The sequence below is a fragment of the Sporosarcina thermotolerans genome (assembly GCF_030067815.1).
GTDB classification, from domain to species: Bacteria; Bacillota; Bacilli; order Bacillales_A; family Planococcaceae; genus Sporosarcina; species Sporosarcina thermotolerans.
Map to the genome: position 1 here is coordinate 2284102 of NZ_CP125968.1, position 23439 is coordinate 2307540.

17 protein-coding genes and 6 pseudogenes are annotated in these 23439 nt (G+C 41.4%); 18 read left to right on the forward strand and 5 right to left on the reverse strand.

Annotation, left to right across the window (positions count from 1 at the left end):
• Nucleotides 1-40: 40 nt before the first annotated feature.
• The 5 genes and pseudogenes from QNH10_RS12985 (at nucleotide 41) to QNH10_RS13000 (ending at nucleotide 7153) form a co-directional block, all read left to right on the forward strand.
• Nucleotides 41-1952, forward strand: a pseudogene (locus QNH10_RS12985) (ATP-dependent DNA helicase).
• 152 nt (nucleotides 1953-2104) lie between these two features.
• Nucleotides 2105-3706, forward strand: a complete 1602-nt coding sequence (locus QNH10_RS20675) for a dynamin family protein (RefSeq protein ID WP_347177883.1) — start codon at nucleotides 2105-2107, stop codon at nucleotides 3704-3706.
• A gap of 167 nt (nucleotides 3707-3873) precedes the next feature.
• Complete coding sequence (locus QNH10_RS20680; RefSeq protein WP_347178057.1) at nucleotides 3874-5703, forward strand: dynamin family protein; 1830 nt, start codon at nucleotides 3874-3876, stop codon at nucleotides 5701-5703.
• Nucleotides 5704-5804: 101 nt separating this feature from the next.
• Nucleotides 5805-6539: a sulfurtransferase gene (locus QNH10_RS12995; RefSeq protein WP_347177884.1), complete on the forward strand. Its 735-nt coding sequence runs from the start codon at nucleotides 5805-5807 to the stop codon at nucleotides 6537-6539.
• Nucleotides 6540-6559: 20 nt separating this feature from the next.
• Nucleotides 6560-7153: a metallophosphoesterase family protein gene (locus tag QNH10_RS13000; protein ID WP_283731871.1), complete on the forward strand. Its 594-nt coding sequence runs from the start codon at nucleotides 6560-6562 to the stop codon at nucleotides 7151-7153.
• Between the two features lie 44 nt (nucleotides 7154-7197).
• On the opposite strand, the gene QNH10_RS13005 is transcribed toward QNH10_RS13000, so the two are convergent.
• Entirely contained in the window at nucleotides 7198-7593 is a 396-nt protein-coding gene (locus QNH10_RS13005) for a ribonuclease HI family protein (protein WP_283731872.1), read from the reverse strand.
• An 80-nt stretch (nucleotides 7594-7673) separates the two neighbouring features.
• Here QNH10_RS13005 and QNH10_RS13010 point away from each other — a divergent pair, with 80 nt between their 5' ends.
• Nucleotides 7674-7862, forward strand: a complete 189-nt coding sequence (locus QNH10_RS13010) for a zinc-finger domain-containing protein (protein ID WP_283731873.1) — start codon at nucleotides 7674-7676, stop codon at nucleotides 7860-7862.
• 49 nt (nucleotides 7863-7911) lie between these two features.
• Here the strand turns inward: QNH10_RS13010 and QNH10_RS13015 are convergent, their stop codons facing one another.
• Complete coding sequence (locus tag QNH10_RS13015) at nucleotides 7912-8115, reverse strand: cold-shock protein (protein WP_283731874.1); 204 nt, start codon at nucleotides 8113-8115, stop codon at nucleotides 7912-7914.
• 348 nt (nucleotides 8116-8463) lie between these two features.
• Here QNH10_RS13015 and QNH10_RS13020 point away from each other — a divergent pair, with 348 nt between their 5' ends.
• Both QNH10_RS13020 and QNH10_RS13025 read left to right on the forward strand, forming a co-directional pair.
• Nucleotides 8464-9096 (forward strand): HD domain-containing protein, encoded by a 633-nt coding sequence (locus QNH10_RS13020; RefSeq protein ID WP_283731875.1) that lies wholly within the window; start codon nucleotides 8464-8466, stop codon nucleotides 9094-9096.
• A gap of 95 nt (nucleotides 9097-9191) precedes the next feature.
• A complete protein-coding gene (locus QNH10_RS13025) occupies nucleotides 9192-9743 on the forward strand; it encodes a DUF4829 domain-containing protein (RefSeq protein ID WP_283731876.1) in 552 nt (183 codons plus the stop codon).
• 383 nt (nucleotides 9744-10126) lie between these two features.
• Here QNH10_RS13025 and QNH10_RS13030 read toward each other — a convergent pair whose 3' ends face one another.
• On the reverse strand, nucleotides 10127-10702 hold the full coding sequence (locus QNH10_RS13030; RefSeq protein WP_347177885.1) for a TetR/AcrR family transcriptional regulator: 576 nt from the start codon (nucleotides 10700-10702) through the stop codon (nucleotides 10127-10129).
• A gap of 175 nt (nucleotides 10703-10877) precedes the next feature.
• Here QNH10_RS13030 and QNH10_RS13035 point away from each other — a divergent pair.
• Together QNH10_RS13035 and QNH10_RS13040 are read left to right on the forward strand one after the other, a co-directional pair.
• Nucleotides 10878-11779 (forward strand): annotated as a pseudogene (locus QNH10_RS13035) (ABC transporter ATP-binding protein).
• A gap of 1 nt (nucleotide 11780) precedes the next feature.
• Complete coding sequence (locus QNH10_RS13040; protein ID WP_283731877.1) at nucleotides 11781-13385, forward strand: ABC transporter permease; 1605 nt, start codon at nucleotides 11781-11783, stop codon at nucleotides 13383-13385.
• Between the two features lie 80 nt (nucleotides 13386-13465).
• On the opposite strand, the gene QNH10_RS13045 is transcribed toward QNH10_RS13040, so the two are convergent.
• On the reverse strand, nucleotides 13466-14005 hold the full coding sequence (locus tag QNH10_RS13045) for a transcription repressor NadR (RefSeq protein ID WP_283731878.1): 540 nt from the start codon (nucleotides 14003-14005) through the stop codon (nucleotides 13466-13468).
• A gap of 99 nt (nucleotides 14006-14104) precedes the next feature.
• On the opposite strand from QNH10_RS13045, the pseudogene menC reads away from it, so the two are divergent.
• A pseudogene (menC, locus tag QNH10_RS13050) lies at nucleotides 14105-15209 on the forward strand (o-succinylbenzoate synthase).
• A 62-nt stretch (nucleotides 15210-15271) separates the two neighbouring features.
• Nucleotides 15272-16072: a DUF6612 family protein gene (locus QNH10_RS13055; RefSeq protein ID WP_283731879.1), complete on the forward strand. Its 801-nt coding sequence runs from the start codon at nucleotides 15272-15274 to the stop codon at nucleotides 16070-16072.
• A gap of 104 nt (nucleotides 16073-16176) precedes the next feature.
• On the opposite strand, the gene QNH10_RS13060 is transcribed toward QNH10_RS13055, so the two are convergent.
• Entirely contained in the window at nucleotides 16177-16752 is a 576-nt protein-coding gene (locus tag QNH10_RS13060; protein ID WP_283731880.1) for a Uma2 family endonuclease, read from the reverse strand.
• 372 nt (nucleotides 16753-17124) lie between these two features.
• Between QNH10_RS13060 and QNH10_RS13065 the strand changes: the two are divergent.
• The 6 genes and pseudogenes from QNH10_RS13065 to QNH10_RS13090 all read left to right on the forward strand — a co-directional run bounded on the left by QNH10_RS13065 (nucleotide 17125) and on the right by QNH10_RS13090 (nucleotide 23387).
• Nucleotides 17125-18377: pseudogene (locus QNH10_RS13065) on the forward strand (Y-family DNA polymerase).
• A gap of 20 nt (nucleotides 18378-18397) precedes the next feature.
• Nucleotides 18398-18730 (forward strand): YolD-like family protein, encoded by a 333-nt coding sequence (locus QNH10_RS13070; protein ID WP_283731881.1) that lies wholly within the window; start codon nucleotides 18398-18400, stop codon nucleotides 18728-18730.
• Nucleotides 18731-18808: 78 nt separating this feature from the next.
• A pseudogene (locus tag QNH10_RS13075) lies at nucleotides 18809-20561 on the forward strand (ABC transporter ATP-binding protein).
• A 5-nt stretch (nucleotides 20562-20566) separates the two neighbouring features.
• A pseudogene (locus tag QNH10_RS13080) lies at nucleotides 20567-22347 on the forward strand (ABC transporter ATP-binding protein).
• Nucleotides 22348-22398: 51 nt separating this feature from the next.
• A complete protein-coding gene (locus QNH10_RS13085) occupies nucleotides 22399-22554 on the forward strand; it encodes a hypothetical protein (protein ID WP_283731882.1) in 156 nt (51 codons plus the stop codon).
• A 122-nt stretch (nucleotides 22555-22676) separates the two neighbouring features.
• Nucleotides 22677-23387, forward strand: coding sequence for a cytochrome c biogenesis CcdA family protein (locus QNH10_RS13090; protein ID WP_283734636.1), 711 nt, complete (start codon nucleotides 22677-22679; stop codon nucleotides 23385-23387).
• Nucleotides 23388-23439 lie beyond the last annotated feature (52 nt).

Sequence of the window (23439 nt, forward strand, 5' to 3'; positions counted from 1 at the left end):
CCTCTTCCGTTTCCATGTGTAAAGGAAAGGGGAAGCGCAGATGAAAAGAAAAATGCCATTTTCATTGTCAAAGAGAAATCATTCTACGAATCCTTAAATGACTGGATTGGTGATACATTATATGATGATCTGACAGAAAAAGGATTTGAATGCAGGGATGAACAGATCTATATGGCATTCCAAATTGAAAAAGCGCTAAAAGAGAAGAAAGTTCTCCTTGCTGAAGCGGGAGTTGGAACCGGAAAACAATTGCTTATTTATTGCCAGCCATTGCTTATGCGAGATACACAGGAAAGCCAGCCCTTATCTCTTGTGCGGATGAAACACTAATCGATCAGCTTGTTAAAGAAGAGGGCGATATCAGAAAAATCAGCGATGCTCTTCAAATCGATATCGATGTCCGTCTTGCGAAGGCGAGAGACCAATATTTATGTTTAAAAAGATTGGAAGATGCGGTGGATGCAACTTCCGAAGTGTATGCAGAAAACGTTCAAAGTAGTCTGCCTGACTTTGTTCGAGGCAATCTATCCATGCAATCTATTTCCCCATATGGAGAGAGATCCGATTATCCTGACATAAATGATGAACAATGGAAAACAATTAATTTCCATCCGGTTCAACAATGTGCAGCCTGCGATATCCGAAACAGATGCGGTCAGACAATCCACCGCAATCATTATCGTGAGGCAGCTGATGTGATCATTTGTTCACATGACTTCTATATGGAACATATTTGGACGAAGGAATCAAGAAAGCGTCAAGGACAGCTCCCTTTGCTACCTGATGTATCCATGATTGTTTTCGATGAAGGACATCTTCTTGAATATTCAGCTCAACGGGCACTCACATATGAAGTTCAAAATAATACATTGCTGAACTTATTGGAACGTATCATGGTTGACGGGGTTCGGGAAGAGACACTGCGGTTAATGGAACAATTGATTGACCTGCATGAAGAATTTTTCCGCCTACTCCGCGCGAATTCGAATGGAAATACCACAGAACGGAAAGCTATCAATAAAAGCGTTGAACTTCTTTCTGTAGGAAAGGAAACAATAGCGATTTCCAACGCATTATTGGAAGAATTTGTTTTCGAAGGCGAACTTTATATTATTCCAGAATATGATTTGACAATGGTTGAGGAATACTTGGAACAATATATTTTCTCGATGGAATTATTCACTTCCGAAAACGATGCGGTGGATTGGGTCGAAGAGGCTGAAGGGGAAATGACGCTTATCATTATGCCTCGACTCGTAACGGATATACTAAAGGAAAAACTATTTTCCTCTAACCTTCCAATTGTCTTTTCATCCGCAACTCTATCAGTCGGGCAAGATTTTACGTATTTACTGGATAGCCTTGGAATCGATGATTTTCTGTCGTTTTCTGTTGAATCACCTTTTGATTATGAAGAAGTGATGGACGTAATTGTTGCGGAACTAGAAGAAGGGGATAAGAATGATTATGTCCTTGATTTACTGCAAAAGGATGAACAAACACTTATTCTGTTTAAATCCGAACAATCCATGAAGGAATTTAAAGAGAAGGTTGGAGAAGAACAGAAGGAAATTGCATTTGAAGGGGAAAGGGAATTATCTTCAATGATTCGAGACTTCCAAAGTAAGGAAATATCGGTTCTTTGCTCGTATCATTTATGGGAAGGTTTAGATGTTCCGAATGATGCCTTAACACGTGTCATCATTTACGATTTGCCATTTCCACCTCAAGATCCTTTATTTGATGCACGTAGAAAGCATGCAGAAAATCCATTCAAAGAGGTCGACCTTCCGTTCATGTTGCTAAGACTACGCCAAGGTGCGGGACGACTCATACGAACAAGCGATGACTACGGAAGTATCCATATTCCACTTGAAGGGCAAGACAAGGAATTGAAGAGCGTAATTTCAGGTATTTTTCCAGTAGAAATCCAAACAACTATCATTAAATAATTATCAAGCTGTCTCTAATTTAGGTAAATCCAATTAGAGACAGCTTTTTCTATGCGAGAATAATTTGAGTAATTTCGCAACTTTCTAATTGCTTATTTCATTTGGAAAAGATGGTATGATAGAAACAGAATTTTAGGGAAGGAAAGAATACAATGTCACATAATTTACAACAAGTAGATGTTTTACAGCAGGTGGCAATTTACGGTCAATTATTTAAAGAAAATCATGACGAAGACCGTGTGAAGAAAGCTGCATCACTAGCGCGAAAGTTAGTAGATGAGGAATTTGTCATCGGTTTTGCAGGTCATTTTTCTGCAGGGAAATCATCAATGATCAATGCGCTGACAGGTGATGATTTATTGCCATCCAGTCCTATCCCGACGAGCGCCAATATTGTAAAAGTGAAAAAGACAGATAGTGAATATGCAATTATCCATAGGACTGACGGTACAGTATATAAATACGAAGGGCATGGCTTTTCGCCAGCGATTAAGTCTTTCAGCAAAGACGGTGCTGAAATTGCGCTTGTTGAAATAGGTCATCCCGCTTCAAAATTACCTGAAGCTATAACTGTTATGGATACGCCTGGCGTCGATTCAACAGATGATGCACATCGCCTATCAACAGAATCGGCTCTACATCTGGCGGATCTTGTTTTTTATACGATGGACTATAATCATGTCCAGTCAGAACTGAATTTCAAGTTTACAAAAGAGCTATTGCGTTATAATCCCAATGTTTATTTGATCATTAACCAGATTGATAAACATCGGGAAAGCGAATTGCCTTTTGAGGCGTTCAAGAAGTCGGTCGAAGACTCATTTAGTCTATGGGGAGTTGAACCAAAAGGCATTTTTTACACATCTTTAAGAGATAAAGACCTTTCATATAATGATTTTGAAAAGGTGAAAAAGATTGTAGAAGGCTCAATGGAAAACTGGAAAGAGCATTTCTTGGAAAACGCAGAACTTTCCCTCTTTAAGTTAAAAGAAGAGCATATTAATTACCTTGAAACAGAAAAAGAAGAACGTAAACAGGCTTATGCGGAGTTGATCTCTGAAGACGAATGGTCCCAACATGGGGAACTTTTAACCGAAGTGAAAGAGTTGAAAAAGCGTGCAGCCCTTCTGACGGGTGATGAATTTTATGCCGTTTTTGAAAGGGAACGAAATGATTTGCTGCGAAACGCATCAGTTAGTCCTTTCGAAACGAGGGAATTGCTAAAAGAGTATTTGGAATCGAAATCTTCTAGATTCAAGGTAGGTTTTCTATTCGGAGCTAAAAAGACTGCAGAGGAAAGAGAAAATAGAAAGAATGCTTTGACAGCTAATTTATCCAAACTTATACATACCCAAATTGAAGTGCATATGAAGGCATTAATGAAAAAAGTGCTGAAAGATGCTGGTTTCATGACCGATCAACGGTCGATTGAAATAGATGAAATGGATTTGACTGTCCCATTTGAGGAAATTGATTCCTATCTGAATGTTTCCGATGTCCTGACAGGTGATACTGTTCTTAATATGGCGGAACAGATGAAATCGGCCATCCAACAAGTCATCCGGAAACGAACGGATGACTGGAAAAAGAAATGTCTACCATCGCCGAATCAATTGGAAATGAAGAATCAGAATCACTATTTTCAACTATTCATTCACTTGAGCAAAAACTTTCAGCCATTTCGCAAGTTGAAGAGATTAACGAAAAATTGTCTACTCTTAACGATGACGTTACAACTCCATCTGCAAGTTTGAAAGAGAAAAGCCGTCATCTCCTTAGTGAATGGGAAAAGAAATCTGAAATTAAGTTGATTGACCTTGATAATCTTGAAGTAGTGGAAAGTGAAATTGTTGCTGAGGAGTCTAAGTTAGACGAACAGACAGAAGAAGAAACGGAGTCTAATACAACTGAGGCTAGTCAAGTGATTGAACAAGCATTACATATTGCAGAAGCAGTAACGGACATTCCGGGCTTTTTGGAAACGGCAAATTATTTGCGGAATAAGTCTGACCGGCTTTCCCAGCAGGAATTTACAGTAGCGTTGTTTGGTGCGTTTAGTGCAGGGAAATCCTCATTTTCGAATGCATTGATCGGTGACCGTATTTTACCTGTCTCTCCAAATCCGACGACTGCTGCTATAAATCGAATTCGACCGTTATCTTCTGGAAAAGAGGATCGAACAGCGGATGTTCATTTGAAATCAGTCAAACAGATGACAGAAGACGTTGCGTTCTCGTTCGAAAAGTTAGGTATTCCGATTTTGTCACTTGAAGAAGCGTTTAGGAAATCCGAAGAAGTGTTGAAGCGGGAGTTGGAGGATGAAAGCCTTCATATCCATAAAACGTTCATCCGTGCATTCGAAAAAGGGTATCCTGTCTACGGGGAAAAACTTGGAACAACTGTGAACGTGGAAGAAAGTGAATTTACCCGATTTGTAGCTGAAGAAGAACGTAGCTGTTTCGTAGACTCAATCGATCTCTTCATCGATTGTGCATTGACAAGGCAGGGGATTACTCTTGTTGATACACCAGGAGCCGACTCAATTAACGCGAGACATACGGATGTCGCTTTCGATTATATTAGAAATGCGGATGCGATTCTTTTCATTACGTATTACAATCACGCTTTTGCAAGAGCAGACCGCGAGTTCCTCATTCAACTGGGACGGGTGAAAGATGCTTTCGAATTGGACAAAATGTTCTTTGTCGTCAATGCAATCGACTTAGCCTCAAATGATGAAGAAGCTGAAGCTGTAAAATCATTTGTTGAGCAGGAGTTGACGTCATTTGGAATCCGTCATCCCCGCGTCCATGGAATTTCGAGCTTGCAAGCATTGGAAGCGAAACTTTCTGGTCAACAGGATCCTTTTATGCAAGAATTTGAAAGCCATTTTGAGCGTTTCTTGAAAGATGATTTAAAGGGTCTTGCTGTTCAGGCACTCCAAGAAGAGGCTGAAAAAACGGTTAACCGTCTTGCAACTTTGATCGAAAGAACAGAATTGAACCAATCCCGAAAAGCGGAACGTATGCTTGAGCTTGACCGTTTTGAACAGGAAATTCGTGCTCATTTCTCACATGGATTTGCAGAAGTTATTCGAAAAGCATCGACTAATGAGTTGAATGAGTTGGTTTACTATATTTTACAACGTGTATTCTTGTGTTTCGGAGACTTTTTCAAGGAAGGTTATAGTCCGTCAACATTTGCTAATTACCCTGCTGATAAGGCATTGTCAATGTCTCTTGCTGAAACCGTGCAAATGGTCGGGTTTGACTTGACACAAGAATTGAAGGTCACGAACTTACGCATGCTTAACTTTATGAATAAACAATTGAAAGAGCGTCAGCGTTCGGAAGTGCGATTCCTTGGTGAAAAGGATTCCTCTATTTCACCGTCACCATATGAGACAGAAGATAAAGAGATGCTTTCATTCGCAACTCCTTATGAGAATCCAGCGGTGTATAAAGATGTTAACCGTCTATTTAAAAACCAGAAATCGTTTTTCGAAAGAGGCGATCGATTGGTTCTAAGAGATCAGCTTGAAGAGCGTTTGAAGCAAGATGCTTCAATCTATTTAGGGAAAGAAAAAGAACGACTTGAATTTTGGGCCGATCAATGGATTGAGGCCGAAGCAGAAGGGTTACGACTTCATTTATTGAAACAAAGTATTCAGCAAATCGAATCAGAACGTTCTTTATTACAAGATACTGAACAATTGGATGAATGGCGTACAGTTTACAAACAAATTCGTTAAGGGGGATGTTTTACAATGGGGAAAGTTTTTAAATCAATCACCGACGTTACTGTCAAGGGGGTTAAATGGATTGATGCACGTTATTCATTGCAAGATGAAAATTGGGGAAAAAGAAATTCGAAGAGGGGCATATTAAAGATGCAGTCCATTGGGATCTCGGGAAAGACCTATCCGATTTGAATAAAAAGTCGGGTAGACATCCTTTGCCAGATAAAGATGAATTGACGTCTTTGTTCAGGGAAAGTGAACTTGAATTAGATGATCTAATACTCGTCTATGATGACGGTGGGGCACCTTTTGCAACAAGGGCTTGGTGGATTCTTCAATATGCTGGTTTTAAGAACGCGTTCATTTCCCATGAAGGTTTTGATCAGTTAAAGGCATCGGGTGTCCCAGTTTCCGATGAATTCACAAAGCCTGAGCCTTCGAAAGTCAACCCGGAATGGAATGAATCCATTTTCGCTTCCCGCGAATTCGTTGAAAAGACCGTGGCTGGGGAAACGAAAAATGTACTTGTGGATGCGCGATCTGCGGAGAGGTATCGCGGGGAAGTGGAACCGATCGACCCGATTGCGGGGCATATTCCCGGGGCATTGAATTTCGACTGGGAACAGCTAAAAAAGGATGGAGCCTATGACTTGGGGAGTGACGTGAAAGATCAGCTTTCAAAAGTAGTTAGTAAGGAAGACGAAATTACTGTCTATTGCGGCAGCGGAGTTACGGCTACGCCGTTATACGCCATGCTGAAACATAATGGATATGATCATGTAAAGCTATATATTGGAAGTTACAGTGATTGGATTTCCAGAGATTCCATAGATGTAGAAAAAGGTTGAACGTAGTGGAGGTACCATTGATGCAATACGCGATAATTGGGGATATTCATTCCTCTAAAGAAGATTTGGAAAAAGTGCTTTACCATATAAATAAACAAGCGCCTGATGCCGTTTTAATCGGCACGGGTGACTTGTTTGAATGTACAATCAGTAAACGTAATATAACTGAACGTAAGTATACCAGCTTGTCTGAAGTGATGTTACTGCCTGATGGCTTTAAAGAATTACTTACTTTTCCATCTGTCAAAGGGAATCAGGAGGAGCGAATTTTACTGATTACTGAAGCTGATGACCCTTTGCTCAAAATGTTATCCGAGATGCCGGAGAAAATGGAACTTGGAAATGCGGAAGTCATCCATGGACATCAATGGACATGGGGCGGGGAACCTTGGTCTTTACTGAAGGCAGATACAGTGAAGTCGCTGACGTTCTATGGGCATAGCCATAATTCGGGGTTGATGCATAATGGAAAGAAAGAAGATGTGCTGTTCGAGCACCCGTATTTTATTGGAGCTGGACAGACGCTTGTCAATGTTGGAGCGGTTGTCGATGATAGGGAATGGGTTCTGTTCGACAGTACCCATAATACGGTGTCATTTATGAAAGTGGAATAAGTGTTTGCCGCCAACCCTTTTGGCGGCGACTATTTTTTATTGGGTCAAGCATCGCTTTGCTGATGGATTGCTTCTCTTGCGAGGGCATCAGCTGCACGGTTTTCAGTATCCGGAATCCATTTAATGAAGAAGAATTCGAATGTTTTCGCGATTGACAGGATTTCATTCAAATATCCTTTATGAAGTTCATTTTTCACAAATTCATTTTCAACTGCGGAAACGACTGCTTTTGAATCAGAGCGTGCTGATACGATTCCGGTCGTCAATTTTGCTGTTTCTTCCATACCGCGCAAGAGTGCGATGAATTCAGCTGTATGATTATTTGTTGGCTCGATCGGTTCTGATAGCTTTACTTGTGTTCCTTCTCCTTTGATGTAAATTCCGATTCCGCTTTTTCCAGGGTTACCGGCGCTCGCGCCATCTACGTATAACTCTATCATTTTTCATCACTCCTTGGACTTAGTTGCAATTTCATTAAATGGACATTAAAATGAATGAATGACCCGCACGGGAGGTTATTATGGACAAATTAACAATCATGAATGAAATAAATAAAGTGCTTGATACGTATTGTGAAGGTTGTTTCGTGAAAAGGCAACAAGTGAAGGATATTGGGAAAACGTCTGCACATCAATTTTGTATTCGGACATGTACGATAGGGGAACAACTGCAGTTTCTTGGAAATGAAATGAATAAATTGACAAAATAATACCCCGCCATAAATTACATGGCGGGATATTTACAATTCAATTTTCATTTTAGCTAATACTTAAGACATTTGCCGCTTGGGGACCACGGTTGCCTTCAATGATTTCGAAGGAGACTGTCTGGCCTTCATCCAACGTCTTGAACCCATCTGACATAATACCAGTGTAGTGTACAAATACATCTTCGCCATTGTCGGTTTCGATAAAACCATATCCTTTTTCGTTGCTAAACCATTTTACTTTACCTTGGTACATGTTTATTCCTCCCTCGGCAATTCAATGTCTATCCCATTATTGACATGGTTGAATTTACTATACATGAATCGACAATATACGTCAATGATATGGTTTGAATTTTCTAACGAGTGTTAAATAAGCTATGTAGAACTGTTGATTTCCGCTACAGACGGACGCTTTCCAATCGAACCACGAAGAGTTCGATTTGCCGTATTTCTGAGCCTTTTGCAGAAATTAAGGCAGGGGCTTTCCCAGGAGTCGCCGCCTTTCGCTTCAATCAACGGAAATTCCAATAGATAACAAGTTCTTTTTACCAAGATAATATGAAAACCATAGCTTTTCAGTATATAGAAAGTTGGTGCTTAGATGGAACAGATTATTGAAAAATGTACGGGGCAAGTGATTGAGATTTATGAGCAGTTTGATGCGAGTCATGATTTTGATCATATTTTGCGAGTAATGAGAAATGCAAAGGCGATTGCGGAGACTTTGCCGGAAGCTAATATGGCGATTGTAAGGCTTGCGGCTCTTCTTCATGATGTGGATGACCCAAAATATAAAATGGTGAATCATATTACAGCTCTTGAATTATTACAATCGTCAGGTGTTGATGATGAAACGACATTTCGTGTCTTGGAAACGATTAAGAGTGTTTCATTCAATGGAGGAAATGAGGAAGAAATCGTTTCAATTGAAGGGGCAATTTTGAGGGATGCGGATCGCCTTGATGCAATCGGTGCGATAGGGATTGCAAGGGCTTTCGCTTTTGGTGGTGCAAGGGGAAGAAAGTTGTATGATGCGGATGAAATAGCGAGAACAACTATGTCCGAATCTGAATACCGTTCCAAAAACACTTCTTCCGTCACTCATTTTTATGAGAAGCTCTTACTATTAAAAGACCTTATGGTTACTGAGGAAGGGAAAAGGCTGGCGGAAGAGCGGCATAAGTTCATGCTTGATTTCCTTGAACAGTTGAAGAGGGAAGTGGGTCTTTTATAGATTTGTTAATTGATAGGGTAGTATAGCTTTATTGCACGGATTTAAAGAACTAAACAGGGCAACCTATGATTAATTTTTTATAGGAGCTGTGTGGTATGAAACTTAGAATTTTAGTTATTGCATTAGTTATTTGCTTTTCATCCTATTCTTTTCCTGTTAACGCGGAAGAAATCGGGTCGCCAGAACAAGTCATCCGTTCTTATTTTGATGAGTTGAATAAGAAACAGTTGGAAAAAGCGATTTCCCGGTGGGATAAGAAAACTGAAAAGGATTTATTGGACTTTATTGCCGATAGGGAAAATCAAATCCAGAGACTTGGATTGTTAAATATTGAAAAGGCCAGCCTTGTTATGTGGAAAGAGCTGCCTATTGAATACGGCCAACAGTTTGTACCGTATCATTACATGGAGAAATTCAAAAACATTAAAGTGTATTATGTTGGTGTGGATTTTGAAGTGTACTCCCAGAACGAATACTTCATTGATGGCATGAATTATTTTTTAATGGCTTTAGTTCGGGAAGATGGAGAATGGAAAATAGCTTTGACTCCGCATGTCCCGGTAAGGTCAATTATTTCAGACGGTTATGGGTTTGGTACTGAGGATGAGAAAACCTATGATGAGAGAAGATTGAAGTATTTGGATTGATGAAGGGAACAGATAAGGAAGCGCTTGTTTATCCCTGGAACCGCTCGTTTATTCCGGAAAGCACTCGTTTATTTCAAGAATCTCTTATTTGAAGGTGTCCGCTCCGTCTTGATAGATCGGAATCAATCACCAAACAACGAGTATAAACACTTTTCAGATGTTACTGACAATGTGATTTCGGAGTCTTTTCTTGAAAGCGGAAAAGATCCTTTTTGTATTCACCTAGTCAGCTCGAAAAATTCATCAATCATTTCTCGAAATATATCATCGTTTTGTGAGTTTAGACCTTCTCAAATTAAACTGACCCATATCAAGCAGGTAGTGTATTTAGATACGCTGTCTGCTTGTTCTGTCGATGAACATGCTTAAGTATCCCTCATTTCTTACCGACAATGCCGTAAAATAATATATACATAATATCCTCGGTTAAGGGTAGTATTTGGTGATAAACATCTTCTCTTTTTTATAAATTCATTCACCGCCTTCATATAAAAGAGGATGGCTTCATTAGACAAATTCGGATCTACATACCCCTGTGCTTTTCCCTCATTAAATAATTGAATTAGGCGTGGGAGTGCCTGCTTCTCATATAGCTGTTCTGCATTGCTTTTGTCCGTCGTAAATTCATTCATGATATATTCATAAAAATCTTCATTAATTTCCCTTGCTGCCGCATTTTTAGTAAATATGACCGCCTTGATTTTTTCAGGAAAAGCGATGTCGCTATTTAATATCTCGTCAAATTCATTAGATACCTTTTTAAAATAGTAAATAAAAACCTCGTGGGCTAAATTATGTTTGCTTTCAAAATAATTATAGATGGTTACTTGGGAGACCTTTGCTTTACTTGCTATTTCTGCAATTGAAATCTTTTTAACACCATGCTCGAAAAATAGAGATAAAGCCGCCTCTAAAATTGCTAGTTTTTTTTGTTCTCTGCGAAGTTGGAATCCATTCATATTGGTCACCTCAATGTTAGTGTAGACAAAGTTATGTAATAAAACAATAACAATAGTTCATAAACTATTGCCAAGGATGTTTCTTCGATATATTATGAACTTAAACAATGAAGATATTTCATATTTTGCACGTCTGGAAGGGGAATTAAAATTCTGACAAGAGGGGTGCTACAAAATGTCCGTAGTAAAAACGGTGAATGTAACGAAAAGATTTGGAAAGTTTTCAGCTTTAAATGGCGTCAACATTGAGATGAATAAGGGCGAGGTGTTTGGATTCATCGGACCGAACGGCGCCGGAAAGTCAACGACCATTCGTATCCTGCTCGGTATTCTAAAGGCGACAGAAGGCGAGGCAAAGATATTTGGGATGGACGCATGGAAAGATGCGGTTGAAATTCATAAACGAGTTGCCTACGTTCCTGGGGATGTCAACTTATGGTCCAACTTAACGGGCGGAGAAGTGATTGATCTTTTTATGAAGCTGCGCGGGGTGGATCAAGGAGGCAGGCGCGAAGAACTGATCGACATGTTCGGCTTGGACCCTACCAAAAAATGCAGGACGTATTCAAAAGGAAACCGGCAGAAGGTCGCGCTTATTGCAGCTTTTTCATCGGATGCAGATTTGTATATTCTCGATGAACCGACGTCGGGTCTCGATCCATTGATGGAAAAGGTTTTTCAAAAATGTGTGATGGATGCAAAAGGGAAGGGAAGACCATATTGCTTTCCAGTCATATTTTATCTGAGGTTGAAAAGTTGTGCGATCGGGTGGGGATTATTCGGCAAGGGCAAATGATTGAAACAGGGACATTAACTGAACTGCGTCATTTAACGAGAACTAATTTCCTAGTTGAGACGAAGCTGCCAATAGATTCTTTACATGAGTTGGTAGGGATCCATAATATCAAGAGGACGGATCACGCGCTTTCATTTCAAGTAGATGCGGATGCAATGGACAAAGTCATGATGGAGATAAGTCAATATGGGATTATGAAACTGGAAAGTTCACCGCCTACATTGGAAGACTTGTTCATGCGCCATTATGAAGGGGCGGAAAATGCTTCGAGGAGGGTGTAACATGGCGAATCTGGTAGTCCATAATTCGGGTAGACTTGTTAGGATAATGGTACGGCAAGACCGCATTCGCATCCCTGTTTGGATCCTATCTCTTTCTTTTCTTACATTTGCTGTTGCCAATGCATTTGCGAATCTATACGCATCAGAACAGGAAAGGCAATCGATGGGAGAAACAATGAGGAACCCTGCCATGATTGCAATGGTTGGCCAGGGGTATGGCTTGGACAATTATACAAACGGCGCGATGCTGGCCCATCAAATGCTGCTATTCACCGCCTTGGCTGTCGCAATCATGAGCATTTTAATCGTTACGCGACATACAAGGGCAGATGAAGAGGATGGGCGCATCGAAATGATCCGCTCTTTGCCTGTCGGTCGGTTAGCTACGTTGCAAGCGACGATTGTCTTATCGTTTGGAGTCAATATAGTGTTGGCGCTCTTCGCTGGATTTGGATTGTATGCACTACAAATCGAAAGTATGGATTTGGAAGGTTCGCTTTTGTACGGAGCATCGTTGGGCGCAACAGGTATCATTTTCTCGGCAATAACTGCGTTTCTTGCACAACTCACGGAGAACTCTCGGGGAACAATAGGGTTCTCGATTACTGTATTGCTCCTTTCCTATTTGATGCGTGCGATTGGCGATGTCAGCAATGAAATACTATCCGTGTTGTCGCCGCTTGGCTTGATTTTAAGAACAGAAACATATGTGAATAATTACTGGTGGCCAATTGCAGCAATAATCGGTGTTGCGCTTGTCTTGATTACCATTTCCTTTTATTTGAACGTCATTCGCGACTTGGGAGCTGGATTTATCCCGGCAAGACCCGGAAGAAAAAATGCCTCAAAGTTTTTACAAAATCCATTTGGTCTTGCATTGAGGCTTCAGCGTACTGGGCTCATTGCCTGGGCTGTTGGAATGCTCATCCTTGGCGCATCGTATGGGGCGGTTTTCGGTGATCTGGAAGCCTTTTTTACAAACAATGAAATGATGGAAAAAATGTTTGCACATGGAGAAGGATTTTCATTAATGGAACAATTTTTAACGACGCTGATGAAGGTGATCGCCATATTGTGCACGGTGCCGCCGTTACTAGCCATACTCAAGCTTAAAGGTGAAGAGAAGAGGAATTTTACGGAGCATTTGTTAAGCCGTGCTGTATCACGTTCACGGTTACTGGGGAGCTATTTGACTGTTTCTGTGATAAGCGGGTTCGCGATGCTTTCACTTGCTTCCGTCGGTTTAGGTACAGCCGCAAATTCGGTAATGGATGATGCGATCCCTTTTGGCGTCTTCTATCAATCTGCAATCGTGTATTTTCCTGCGCTGTTGATCATGATCGGCATTGCAATGCTATTTATCGGATTTGCTCCAAAACGGTCCGGCTTCACGTGGCTTTACTTGACCTTTTCCTTCTTTGTTCTGTATGTAGGCAAGTTACTCCAATTGCCGGAATGGCTTGGTAAACTATCGCCGTTTGGTTATGTCCCTGAACTTCCTGTTGGAGATATGGATATTATTAACGTTTCCATTCTTACCATCGTGGGGGTACTGTTAATTGTTGTTGGTTTTATAGGATATAACAAGAGGGATATTTATAGTTAATTTATGTTTGTCATAAATATCTGCCTTGATAGACTGCAAATCAATCTTCTTTTAACCTTTCAATATTAATCGGGTATCCTTCATTCGACGAGGATACCCGATTGTTTTAATGCGATTTTTGCTTTTTCGATTTGCTGTTCAGTTTCCGCGATAACTGTGTGAAGGTGAATGCCTTCTTCCGCGAGTTTCGATAAATACACAGCATTTGCTTCTTGGACTTGCCGGATGAATTCTTTTACTTCCTGCCTGTTTGACACCATGATTGATGCACTTAAGTCACCGTAAACAGGATGTTCGATTTTTACGTCTTTCACCGTTAGGCCGTGGTCGACAAGAATATTCAATTCTTCTTCAGTCTGCTCTGGACCATGTTGACAGACAAGTGTTTTTTCAATTTTTCCGGGACCGACTGGAGCATGCATATACAGATAGCCTTGGCTCGTAGCGATGATTGGTTCGTTTTTAGCTTTCAATAAAGTGATATCTCCCACAATTACTTGACGGCTGACATTTGTCAATTCTCCAAGTTCTTTTCCGGTCATCGGTCTATCTGCTTTTTGCAATGTAGCCAAAATTAGTTCCCGGCGTTCTTCTCCGGGCATTTTTTCATTTCCGTTCAAGCTCATCCCTCCATTACTTCAATTTTACCATATCCACTATGTAGTTAGTGTATAATAACACGGATAGAGTTCACCTGAACGAAATGGAGGAGAACCTGCATGCAAATTAAAAAAGTCACAGTTCGTAAAATGAAAATGAGAATGAAGGAGCCTTTTGCAACGAGTTTTGGAACGATGCAGGACAAGCAATTTTTATTGTTGGAAGTCAAAGATGAAAAGGGGAATACCGGCTGGGGGGAATCAGTTGCTTTCGATGCCCCGTGGTATACAGAAGAAACAGTTGAGACGAATTTACATATGATCCGTGATTTTCTCATCCCTGTACTTCTTGGGAAGGAAATTACCCATCCGGACGAAGTAGGGGCTCTATTTTCTCCTATCCAAAAAATAATATGGCGAAGGCCGCTATTGAGGGTGCTGTCTGGGATCTTTATGCAAAGCGTAAGGGAATCCCGTTGGCCGAGGCAATAGGAGGGAATCGGGAGCGGATTGAAGTCGGGATTAGCATTGGAATTCAAGAAAACTTGGCACGTTTAATCGAAAAAGTACAAGGTTATTTAGATGAAGGGTATAAACGAATTAAGGTGAAAATCAAACCGGGTGCCGATATTGATGTAATTCGAGGGTTGAGGGAAGCGTTTCCGAATGTCCCACTTATGGCAGACGCCAATTCGGCCTATTCGTTGGACAATATCGATTTGCTGAAGCAGTTAGATGTATTTGACCTCCTAATGATTGAGCAGCCGCTTGCTTATGATGATATTTTCGATCATGCTGTCTTACAAAGGAGCTTAAAACACCGATCTGCCTTGACGAAAGCATTCTTTCATTGGAAGATGTGCGGAAGGCGGTTGAGATGGGGAGTACAAAAGTCATCAATGTGAAAATCGGAAGAGTAGGCGGGTTATCGGAGGCAAAGAGAATCCATGATTATTGTATGGCGAACGGGATTCCCGTTTGGTGTGGGGGCATGCTTGAGGCTGGGATTGGGCGCGCCCATAATATTGCCTTGACTACACTACCGAATTTCGTTTTTCCGGGAGATACTGCGGGCTCTTCCCGTTATTGGGAAAAGGATATTATTAAGCCTGAAGTGGTTGTGGAAGATGGTTTCATTACTGTTCCGGATGAGCCTGGCATTGGTTATACACCGGATTTTCAGACAATCGATGAATTTACCACTGCAAGCTATCATTTCGAATAGATTGATGAATGATAGTTTTTCCAGTAAAATGAAATAGGGTTTTTGTAGAGAGGGAGTTTAATGTGAAAAAAATAATTAACGCTCTCGCGGTAAGCTCTATGCTGCTTCTGCTTGCTGCTTGTAGCTATACGGGAAAGGCCCAGAATGTAATGACGGCTGGAGATTTGTTGGATAAATCGCAAAAAGCGATGGAAACTTCTTTGAAATCCGTCCAGTCGCATATCGTCTATGACGAAACTGAAGTAACTGTTTTCGATGGTGATCTGGAGAATCCAGAAAGAGCCGGTGTCAAATTCGATATGAATACGGTTGCTTTCCTTGACCCTGTAAAAGTTCATACAGAGACGAAGGTCACTCCTCGCGGCACTGCGCCATGGAATATGGATGTATACCGAGTTGACGACCGTGTGTTTGTAACAGACAACAAAAATAACAAATGGGATGAACTATCTTCCGGCTCAATTGCTGAAGTGTTCGGTACGTTAGTATCGGGCGTCAACCCAATCGTTGATCTATCCAAGTTCAAAGAGTTCGAGGATGACTTCATTCTTCAACCAATCGATTATGGCTATGCCTTGAAATTATCATTGGACCGTAATCAGTTAAAGCAATTTAAGGAGATTTTCCCTGATATCGGTTCAAGTCAAGAAGGGTTCGACATGGTTGACAGATTGGATATTGTCATTACATTCAATAACCGAACTCTTTACGTAACCGGTTTTACAATGTCTTCTTATATCAAGACATATAAAGACAGCAATTCGTACAGGTCCCAACAGAAGTTGAATGCCACATATAGTTATTTCAACGACGCAGAGAACTTTGAGTTACCGAAGGAAGTTAAGGATCCGACATCAAAATAACTCAACTTTCGAACCGGAATAAATCTATCAAACCGCGGACATTATTCGTTTCCGTATTAGAAAGAGGCGCACTATCTGTTCAAATTTGAACAGATAGTGCCATATTATTCTCCATATGAAAACATTTCTTCACCTATAATCTCCAAGCTTTCAAATTGTTGCGATTTAATCACATCTTCCCGTCCATACACATTCCCGCGTTTGTATGTTCCCGTATTTAAGACATATACCTCTACAGTTTCATTCAAAGGATCTACAATCCAATACTCGCTAACCCCGAATCTTTGATATGCATTGTATTTTTTTATTCTGTCATTCCTACTCGTGGAAGGTGATAAGACTTCTACAACTAGGTTAGGAGCTCCTTTGCATCCATACAAATCAAGCTGATTCTTATTACAGACAATAGAAATATCTGGTTCAAATACATTATCTGCATTTTCATAATCATCTACTTCCGAAAACCGAACTGTAAACGGGGAAGGGAAGACTTTGCATTCTCTACCTTTCAAGTGCATTCCAAACTCGATTGTTAAAAAGGAGACGACCCCTTGGTGTTTCGTAGTGGGCGAAGCAAGTAAAACAGGAGCACCGTCAAAAATCTCATATCGACTACCTTCATCCCACGATAGGAAATCTTGAAATGTAAAATGCTTGTTTTCATTTCTTTGAATGCTCATTGTATCTTATCCTCTCCATATTAATATGTGCCCGGTAAATTCCATTTTAACATAAGAGGGCCGTGCAGTTAACCTATACACAATCGAAATACTCTGAAAGAGGATGTATATATTGATATAATGGTTTGGCGTCCTAACGATTGTGATTTATTGCCGATATTCCAGTATTGGTGACTTTCTCATATGTTTAAGAGGTACATTCTTCTGGCGGAAATCAAAAGTTGAGTAAATAAAATTAAATAGCATCTGTCCAAGGGCCAATCCCATGGATGGATGCTTTTTATTTTCATTTCCAATAACGCCCATTGAATATGAACACTTGTTCTGAGTATACTATAAAGAACGAGTGTTCTAAGTGGAGGGGAAATCGATATGTACACTGACTTACCGGACCGGAAAATTGTTTGCCTTGATATGCGGAGTTTCTATGCCAGCTGTGCGGCGGTGATGGAAGGGCTTGATGTCATGGATACGCCGATTGCTATCATCGGCAATAAGGAGCGGAAAGGAGGAATTGTCCTCGCTGCTTCGCCCGCCTTGAAAAAGGAATTTGGCGTACAGACGGGAATGCGGCTATATGAAATTCCTGACGATCCGTCCATCCGACTGATTGAGCCGAAAATGCAGTTTTATATCGATGTTTCAATGGAAATCGCCAGGCTCTTGAACCGCTACGTGCCGAAAGAGGCAATCCATGTCTATTCTGTCGATGAGAGCTTCATTGACCTTGGGGGACGGAGCGGCTCTGGGGGCCGCCTGAAGAGACAGTTCAACGGATGCAAGACGAGCTTGTCGATCAGTTCCAGTTGAGGTCGGCATGTGGAATGGGACCGAATATGCTGATGTCGAAATTGGCCCTCGACCTCGATGCCAAGAAGACCGGCTTCGCCCGCTGGACATATGAAGACATTCCATCAAGGCTTTGGCCAGTTGCACCACTGAGCCGCATGTGGGGAATCGGCAGCAGACTTGAAAAAACATTAAATAATATGGGGATCTTCTCGGTCGGGGATTTGGCACATACTCCTCTTGAACGGTTGGAACAGAAATTTGGAGTCATGGGAAACCAATTGTATCACCATGCGCACGGTATCGATCTATCTGATCTTGGTGCGCCTCTTATCGAAGGACAAATCAGCTTCGGGAAAGGGCAGATCCTCTATCGTGATTATACGAAGCGGGAAGATATTCTGACAGTCATTCTTGAGATGTGTGAAGATGTCGCATTACGGGCGAGGGAAGCGGGGAAGGCAGGGCGTACAGTCCATTTGTCCATCGGTTACTCTAAAAATTCCCTTGGTGGCGGCTTCGGGCGATCCCGTTCGATGTACGAAGCGACAAATGACACGATGGCCATTTACAGGCTTTGCACAAAGCTTTTAGACGAATTCCATGATGGCCGTCCCGTTAGGCGCATCGCCATCAGTTTGGCAAATTTAGAAGACGAATACGCCATGCAACTTAGCCTTTTTGATCAACATAAATGGCGCAACCGCCAACTTGGAAAGGCAATGGACTCACTGCGTAAAAAATACGGCCCCACAGCCATATTACGGGCCGTATCCTACACAGACGCAGGAACAGCCGTCCATCGATCGAAGCTGATTGGCGGGCATTACAAGTAAGTAGTTAAGGAGATGATCGAATGATCCGTGACCGAGGGCGTATCAAATGGACGGCGATGATGCTTCCGGAACACGTCGAACAGCTGCGAGACTGGCAAAAGGAAGATCAACATCAACTAAGGCAACAGCCCGACGAACAACAAATGGAAGAATGGAACTATCAAATCCAAGAGGCAATCGAAAGGAATTTGCAGCTTACCGTTCATTATTGGCAAGATCAAAGAATCATGATAGTGAGCGGGATTATCGGCAAAATCGATATACAAGGAGGCATGTTCCAATTGAATTCTCAAGCAGGTCGGACATACACAATTCCCTTTGTCAACCTAAAAAGTATTTCAGATTTCGAATAATTTGAGTCTCGTACCTTTTCTATTGTTCAGAATTTTGGTAGACTATTCAAGGACATAGAAAAAGAGTAGGGGAATATCGTGAAAGTCTTACTGCAGCTTGGCTGGTTTTTCAAACAACGGAAGAAACAATACGGACTAGGAATTGCGGCGCTTATGTTCGTTTCCTTATTACAATTGCTTCCTCCGAAAATCATCGGCTATATCGTCGATGACATTACACTCGGGACATTGACGGGGTCTCAACTGACAAAGTGGCTTATTATTTTGGCTGTTGCGGGAACTCTGATGTACGTATCGCGCTATTATTGGCGCGTCATGATTTTTGGCTCGGCGGTACTATTATCGCGGACAATGCGTGAGAAATTATTCAATCATTTTACAAGAATGTCGCCTTCTTTTTATCAAAAGAGACGGGTCGGGGATTTGATGGCCCACGCGACAAACGACATCAATGCAGTGCAACAGACAGCGGGAATGGGGATCCTGACGCTGGTCGACTCCCTTTCCACGGGTGGGTTCGTCATCTTGACGATGGCTTTAACCATCAACTGGAAACTGACATTAATCGCACTTGTTCCTTTTCCAGTTATGATTTTCCTAACAAGCTATTATGGTAGATTGCTGCGCCGACGTTTCCGTTTTGCGCAAGAGGCTTTCTCCAATCTGAATGATAAGACGCAGGAGAGCATTTCCGGCGTTAAAGTAATCAAAACATTTGGACAGCAAAAGGAAGATATTGAAGATTTCACGGATTTATCAACGGATGTGGTTGCTAGGAACATGCGGGTGGCAAAAGTCGATGCACTTTTCGATCCGACGATTACTGGAATTTTTGCCGTATCTTATATTCTATCTTTCTATTTCGGAACAAAATTCATCATTGCCGGTGATATGTCTATCGGTGACATGATTGCATTCAGTACATACCTTGGATTGCTTACATGGCCAATGCTTGCATTCGGATTCCTATTCAATATCGTAGAACGCGGAAATGCTTCCTATAGCCGGATTACTGAATTGTTATCAATCAATCCTGATATTCAGGATGTCACAGGAGCCATTAATCATCGACCAGAAGGGGATCTTCACTTCGACATTAAGGAATTCAAGTTCCCTGATGACGAAACTCCAGCGCTTCGTGATGTACATTTCACGTTAAAACGCGGGGAAACGTTAGGAATTGTCGGGAAAACGGGATCGGGAAAACTGCTATTTTGAAGTTGCTTCTAAGGGAATTTGAAGGGTACAAGGGAAGCATTGTCTATGGCGGAAACCCAATTAACAAATACAAACAGCAACGTTTACGGGAATCAATCGGTTATGTGCCGCAGGATCATTTCCTATTCTCAACTACGATTGCAGAAAATATCGCATTCACAAATCCGAAAATCGATCGCGAAAAAATTTATGAAGCAGCAAGCCTTGCACAAATCCATGAAGATATTAAAGGTTTCGCTGAAGGATATGAAACGGTTGTAGGGGAACGCGGCGTATCATTATCCGGAGGACAAAAGCAACGGATTTCAATTGCCCGCGCACTTATCATGGAACCGGAATTGCTTATTTTGGATGATTCGCTTTCAGCGGTCGACGCCAAAACAGAAGAGGCTATCCTTGAATCGCTGAAACAGATGCGGACAGGGAGACGACAATCATAACATCACATCGTCTAAGTGCAATCCAGCATGCCCATAAGATTATCGTCATGCATGAAGGGACGATTGTTGAGGCAGGTACACATGAAGAATTGCTTGAATTGGACGGAAGATATAAAGAAATGTATGACTTGCAACAATTGGAAGTGCTTGTCGAGCAAGGAGGGGAAGAATAATGCAGATGGAAAAACAGCCCAAATTGACGGCGAAGGACCAATTCAAGGTGTTCAAGCGACTTATGCGCTATACAATCCCGCATAAAGTAAGCATTACAATCGCATTGTCCTTGCTTATTTTGACGATAACCGGAAGCATTGTAGGACCTCTTATCATTCAATCATTCATTGATAATAATCTAACACCGCTCTATTTTCCGAAAAACGAAGTAATGACACTTGCACTCGTCTATATCGGATTACAAGTGTTCATCGTAACCGTATCGTATTTTCAACTGCTGCGATTTCAAGATATCTCTTTGAAAATTATTCAGCAGATGAGGATGACGTTTTTACAAAAGTACACGGCTTAGGTATGCGCTACTTTGACAGGACACCAGCGGGAAGCATTGTATCACGTGTAACAAACGACACGGAATCCATCAAGGAAATGTTTACAAGTGTCGTTGTTACGTTCCTACAAGCGATTCTTGTCTTAATTGGTGTTTTCATCGCATTATTTTCATTGGATGTGAAATTGACGTTTGCATCCATGCTCTTGCTTCCTTTATTCCTGACAATCATTATTGTATACCGACGTTACAGTGCCGATTTCTATCAGGATTTGCGGGAGCGTTTAAGTCAATTGAATGCCAAAATCGCAGAGTCATTGTCTGGTATGGGAATGGTGCAAGCGTTCAGACAAGAGGAACGCTTGGCGAAAGAATTTGACAACATCAACGAAGGCCATTACCGGGCAGGTATGCGAAATATCAAATTCGATAGTGTCCTGCTTGGGCCATTCATCGACTTGCTATATGCGCTCGCAATCGTTTGCGTCCTTGGCTATTTTGGATTCATGTCACTCGACAGTGCAGTCGAAGTCGGAATCATCTACGCATTCACGACGTTGATCGGACGTTTGTTCCAACCGGTTCAGCAAGTAATGCAGAGGTTATCAATCTTCCAACAGGCGTTAGTTTCAGCATCACGCGTGTTTAAATTGATGGATGACCCTGATATGGAGCCTGCGCAAAAAGAAACGGTTAATAAGGAAATTCCAAAAGGAACTATTGAATTCAAGGATGTAACGTTTTCGTATGATGGAAAAAATGATGTATTGAAAAACATCTCATTCACTGCAAATGCCGGCGAAACAGTGGCGTTGGTCGGACATACGGGAAGCGGAAAGAGTTCCATCATCAACTTGCTTATGCGTTTCTATGAATACAATAAAGGGGAAATCCTGATCGATGGGGTTTCTTTGAAGGATTTGCCGAAAGAGGAACTTCGAAAGAAAATTGGTCTGGTCCTTCAAGATCCGTTCCTGTTCTACGGGGATATCGAAAGTAATATCCGTCTCCATAATAAAGAGATGTCTTCGGAAGAGGTACGTGCCGCGGCTGAATTTGTTCAAGCGAATGAATTCATCGAAAAGCTGCCAGATAAATATGCACAAAAAGTAACGGAACGTGGTTCAACATTCTCCAGCGGGCAGCGCCAACTTGTTGCATTCGCAAGGACAATCGCGACGAACCCGAAAATTCTTGTCCTGGACGAAGCGACAGCCAATATCGATACTGAAACAGAAGTCGCCATCCAGGCAAGCTTGGAGAAAATGCGTAAAGGCAGAACAACGATTGCGATTGCTCACCGATTGAGTACAATTCAAGATGCTGAGCTCATCCTTGTATTACACCAAGGTGAAATCGTTGAACGTGGAAACCATCAGCATCTCCTTGCTCAAAAAGGTTTGTATTATATGATGTACCAGCTTCAAAATGGAATTATGGATGACGCAATTTAAAAAAATGGCTTGCACGCATGGCAAAACAATGCGTTGCAAGCCGTTTTTTCTTTGGAAGCAAAAGTTTTGCTCGAGTTAGGCGGGGATATGCTTGAGTTGGGCGTAGTTTTGCTCGAGTTTGATGTCGATTTGCTCGAGTTTGGGGGAGTTATGCTCGAGTTTGAACAAGTTTTGCTCGTCTTGGGACCTTTAACTTACCCGAAATAACTTGTCCAGCTCCAGGTGCCCTCCGCTTTTCTATATTGTCATAAACATTTCACAGTTCAAATCAGCGAAATTTGGTTCGGGATTTGTTACGATGGAGTTAGAAAAATGAAGGGGAGAGAATGATGGGCACTGATTTGAATATTTTTCTTGCATTCGGGGCGGGTTTCCTAAGCTTCATATCACCTTGCGTCCTGCCATTGTATCCAGCATTCATATCATACATTACCGGGATGTCGATTGAAGAGCTGAAATCGGATTCTAAACGGATGAACCGAAACGGTATGCTTCACACACTTTTCTTTTTACTTGGGTTTTCAGTTGTGTTCGTATTTTTAGGGTTCAGTACTTCGTTTGTTGGCACTTTTTTCATACAATACAAAGATATGCTTAGACAGATTGGTGCCATTTTCATAGTTATATTTGGACTTATGGTCATCGGTTTGTTCACACCAAAGTTTTTAATGAAAGAACATAGGCTGCAATTCAAAAATCGTCCGGCGGGCTTTCTAGGTACAGCTCTAATCGGTCTTGCTTTTTCCGCAGGCTGGCAACCATGTATGGGGCCAATTATCGGGGCAATTATTGGATTGGCTGCAGCAAATCCAGGGTCCAGCATGCTTTACATGATGCTGTATGTATTAGGTTTTGCGATTCCATTTTTCGTCTTGTCATTTTTCATCACAAGACTTGGATGGATCCGCAGAAACAGCAATCTCATTATGAAAATCGGTGGCTATATCATGATTGTATTCGGTCTTGTTTTATTTTTCGACGGCATCACATACCTAACAAGCTTGCTAAGCCCAATTTTTGGAGATTTCCAAGGTTTTTAATTAATACAAACGCTCACCACACTTGCCTCCATCCATTATAATAATGTAGATG

What these genes read in the sequence shown, in the direction of transcription:
- QNH10_RS13020 (WP_283731875.1), top strand. Translation starts at nt 8,464, where the DNA reads ATGGAACAGATTATTGAAAAATGTACGGGGCAAGTGATTGAGATTTAT.
- QNH10_RS13030 (WP_347177885.1), bottom strand. Translation starts at nt 10,702, where the DNA reads ATGAATGGATTCCAACTTCGCAGAGAACAAAAAAAACTAGCAATTTTA.
- QNH10_RS13025 (WP_283731876.1), top strand. Translation starts at nt 9,192, where the DNA reads ATGAAACTTAGAATTTTAGTTATTGCATTAGTTATTTGCTTTTCATCC.
- QNH10_RS13070 (WP_283731881.1), top strand. Translation starts at nt 18,398, where the DNA reads ATGATCCGTGACCGAGGGCGTATCAAATGGACGGCGATGATGCTTCCG.
- QNH10_RS13090 (WP_283734636.1), top strand. Translation starts at nt 22,677, where the DNA reads ATGGGCACTGATTTGAATATTTTTCTTGCATTCGGGGCGGGTTTCCTA.
- QNH10_RS13010 (WP_283731873.1), top strand. Translation starts at nt 7,674, where the DNA reads ATGGACAAATTAACAATCATGAATGAAATAAATAAAGTGCTTGATACG.
- QNH10_RS13060 (WP_283731880.1), bottom strand. Translation starts at nt 16,752, where the DNA reads ATGAGCATTCAAAGAAATGAAAACAAGCATTTTACATTTCAAGATTTC.
- QNH10_RS20675 (WP_347177883.1), top strand. Translation starts at nt 2,105, where the DNA reads ATGTCACATAATTTACAACAAGTAGATGTTTTACAGCAGGTGGCAATT.
- QNH10_RS13040 (WP_283731877.1), top strand. Translation starts at nt 11,781, where the DNA reads ATGGCGAATCTGGTAGTCCATAATTCGGGTAGACTTGTTAGGATAATG.
- QNH10_RS13005 (WP_283731872.1), bottom strand. Translation starts at nt 7,593, where the DNA reads ATGATAGAGTTATACGTAGATGGCGCGAGCGCCGGTAACCCTGGAAAA.
- QNH10_RS13015 (WP_283731874.1), bottom strand. Translation starts at nt 8,115, where the DNA reads ATGTACCAAGGTAAAGTAAAATGGTTTAGCAACGAAAAAGGATATGGT.
- QNH10_RS13000 (WP_283731871.1), top strand. Translation starts at nt 6,560, where the DNA reads ATGCAATACGCGATAATTGGGGATATTCATTCCTCTAAAGAAGATTTG.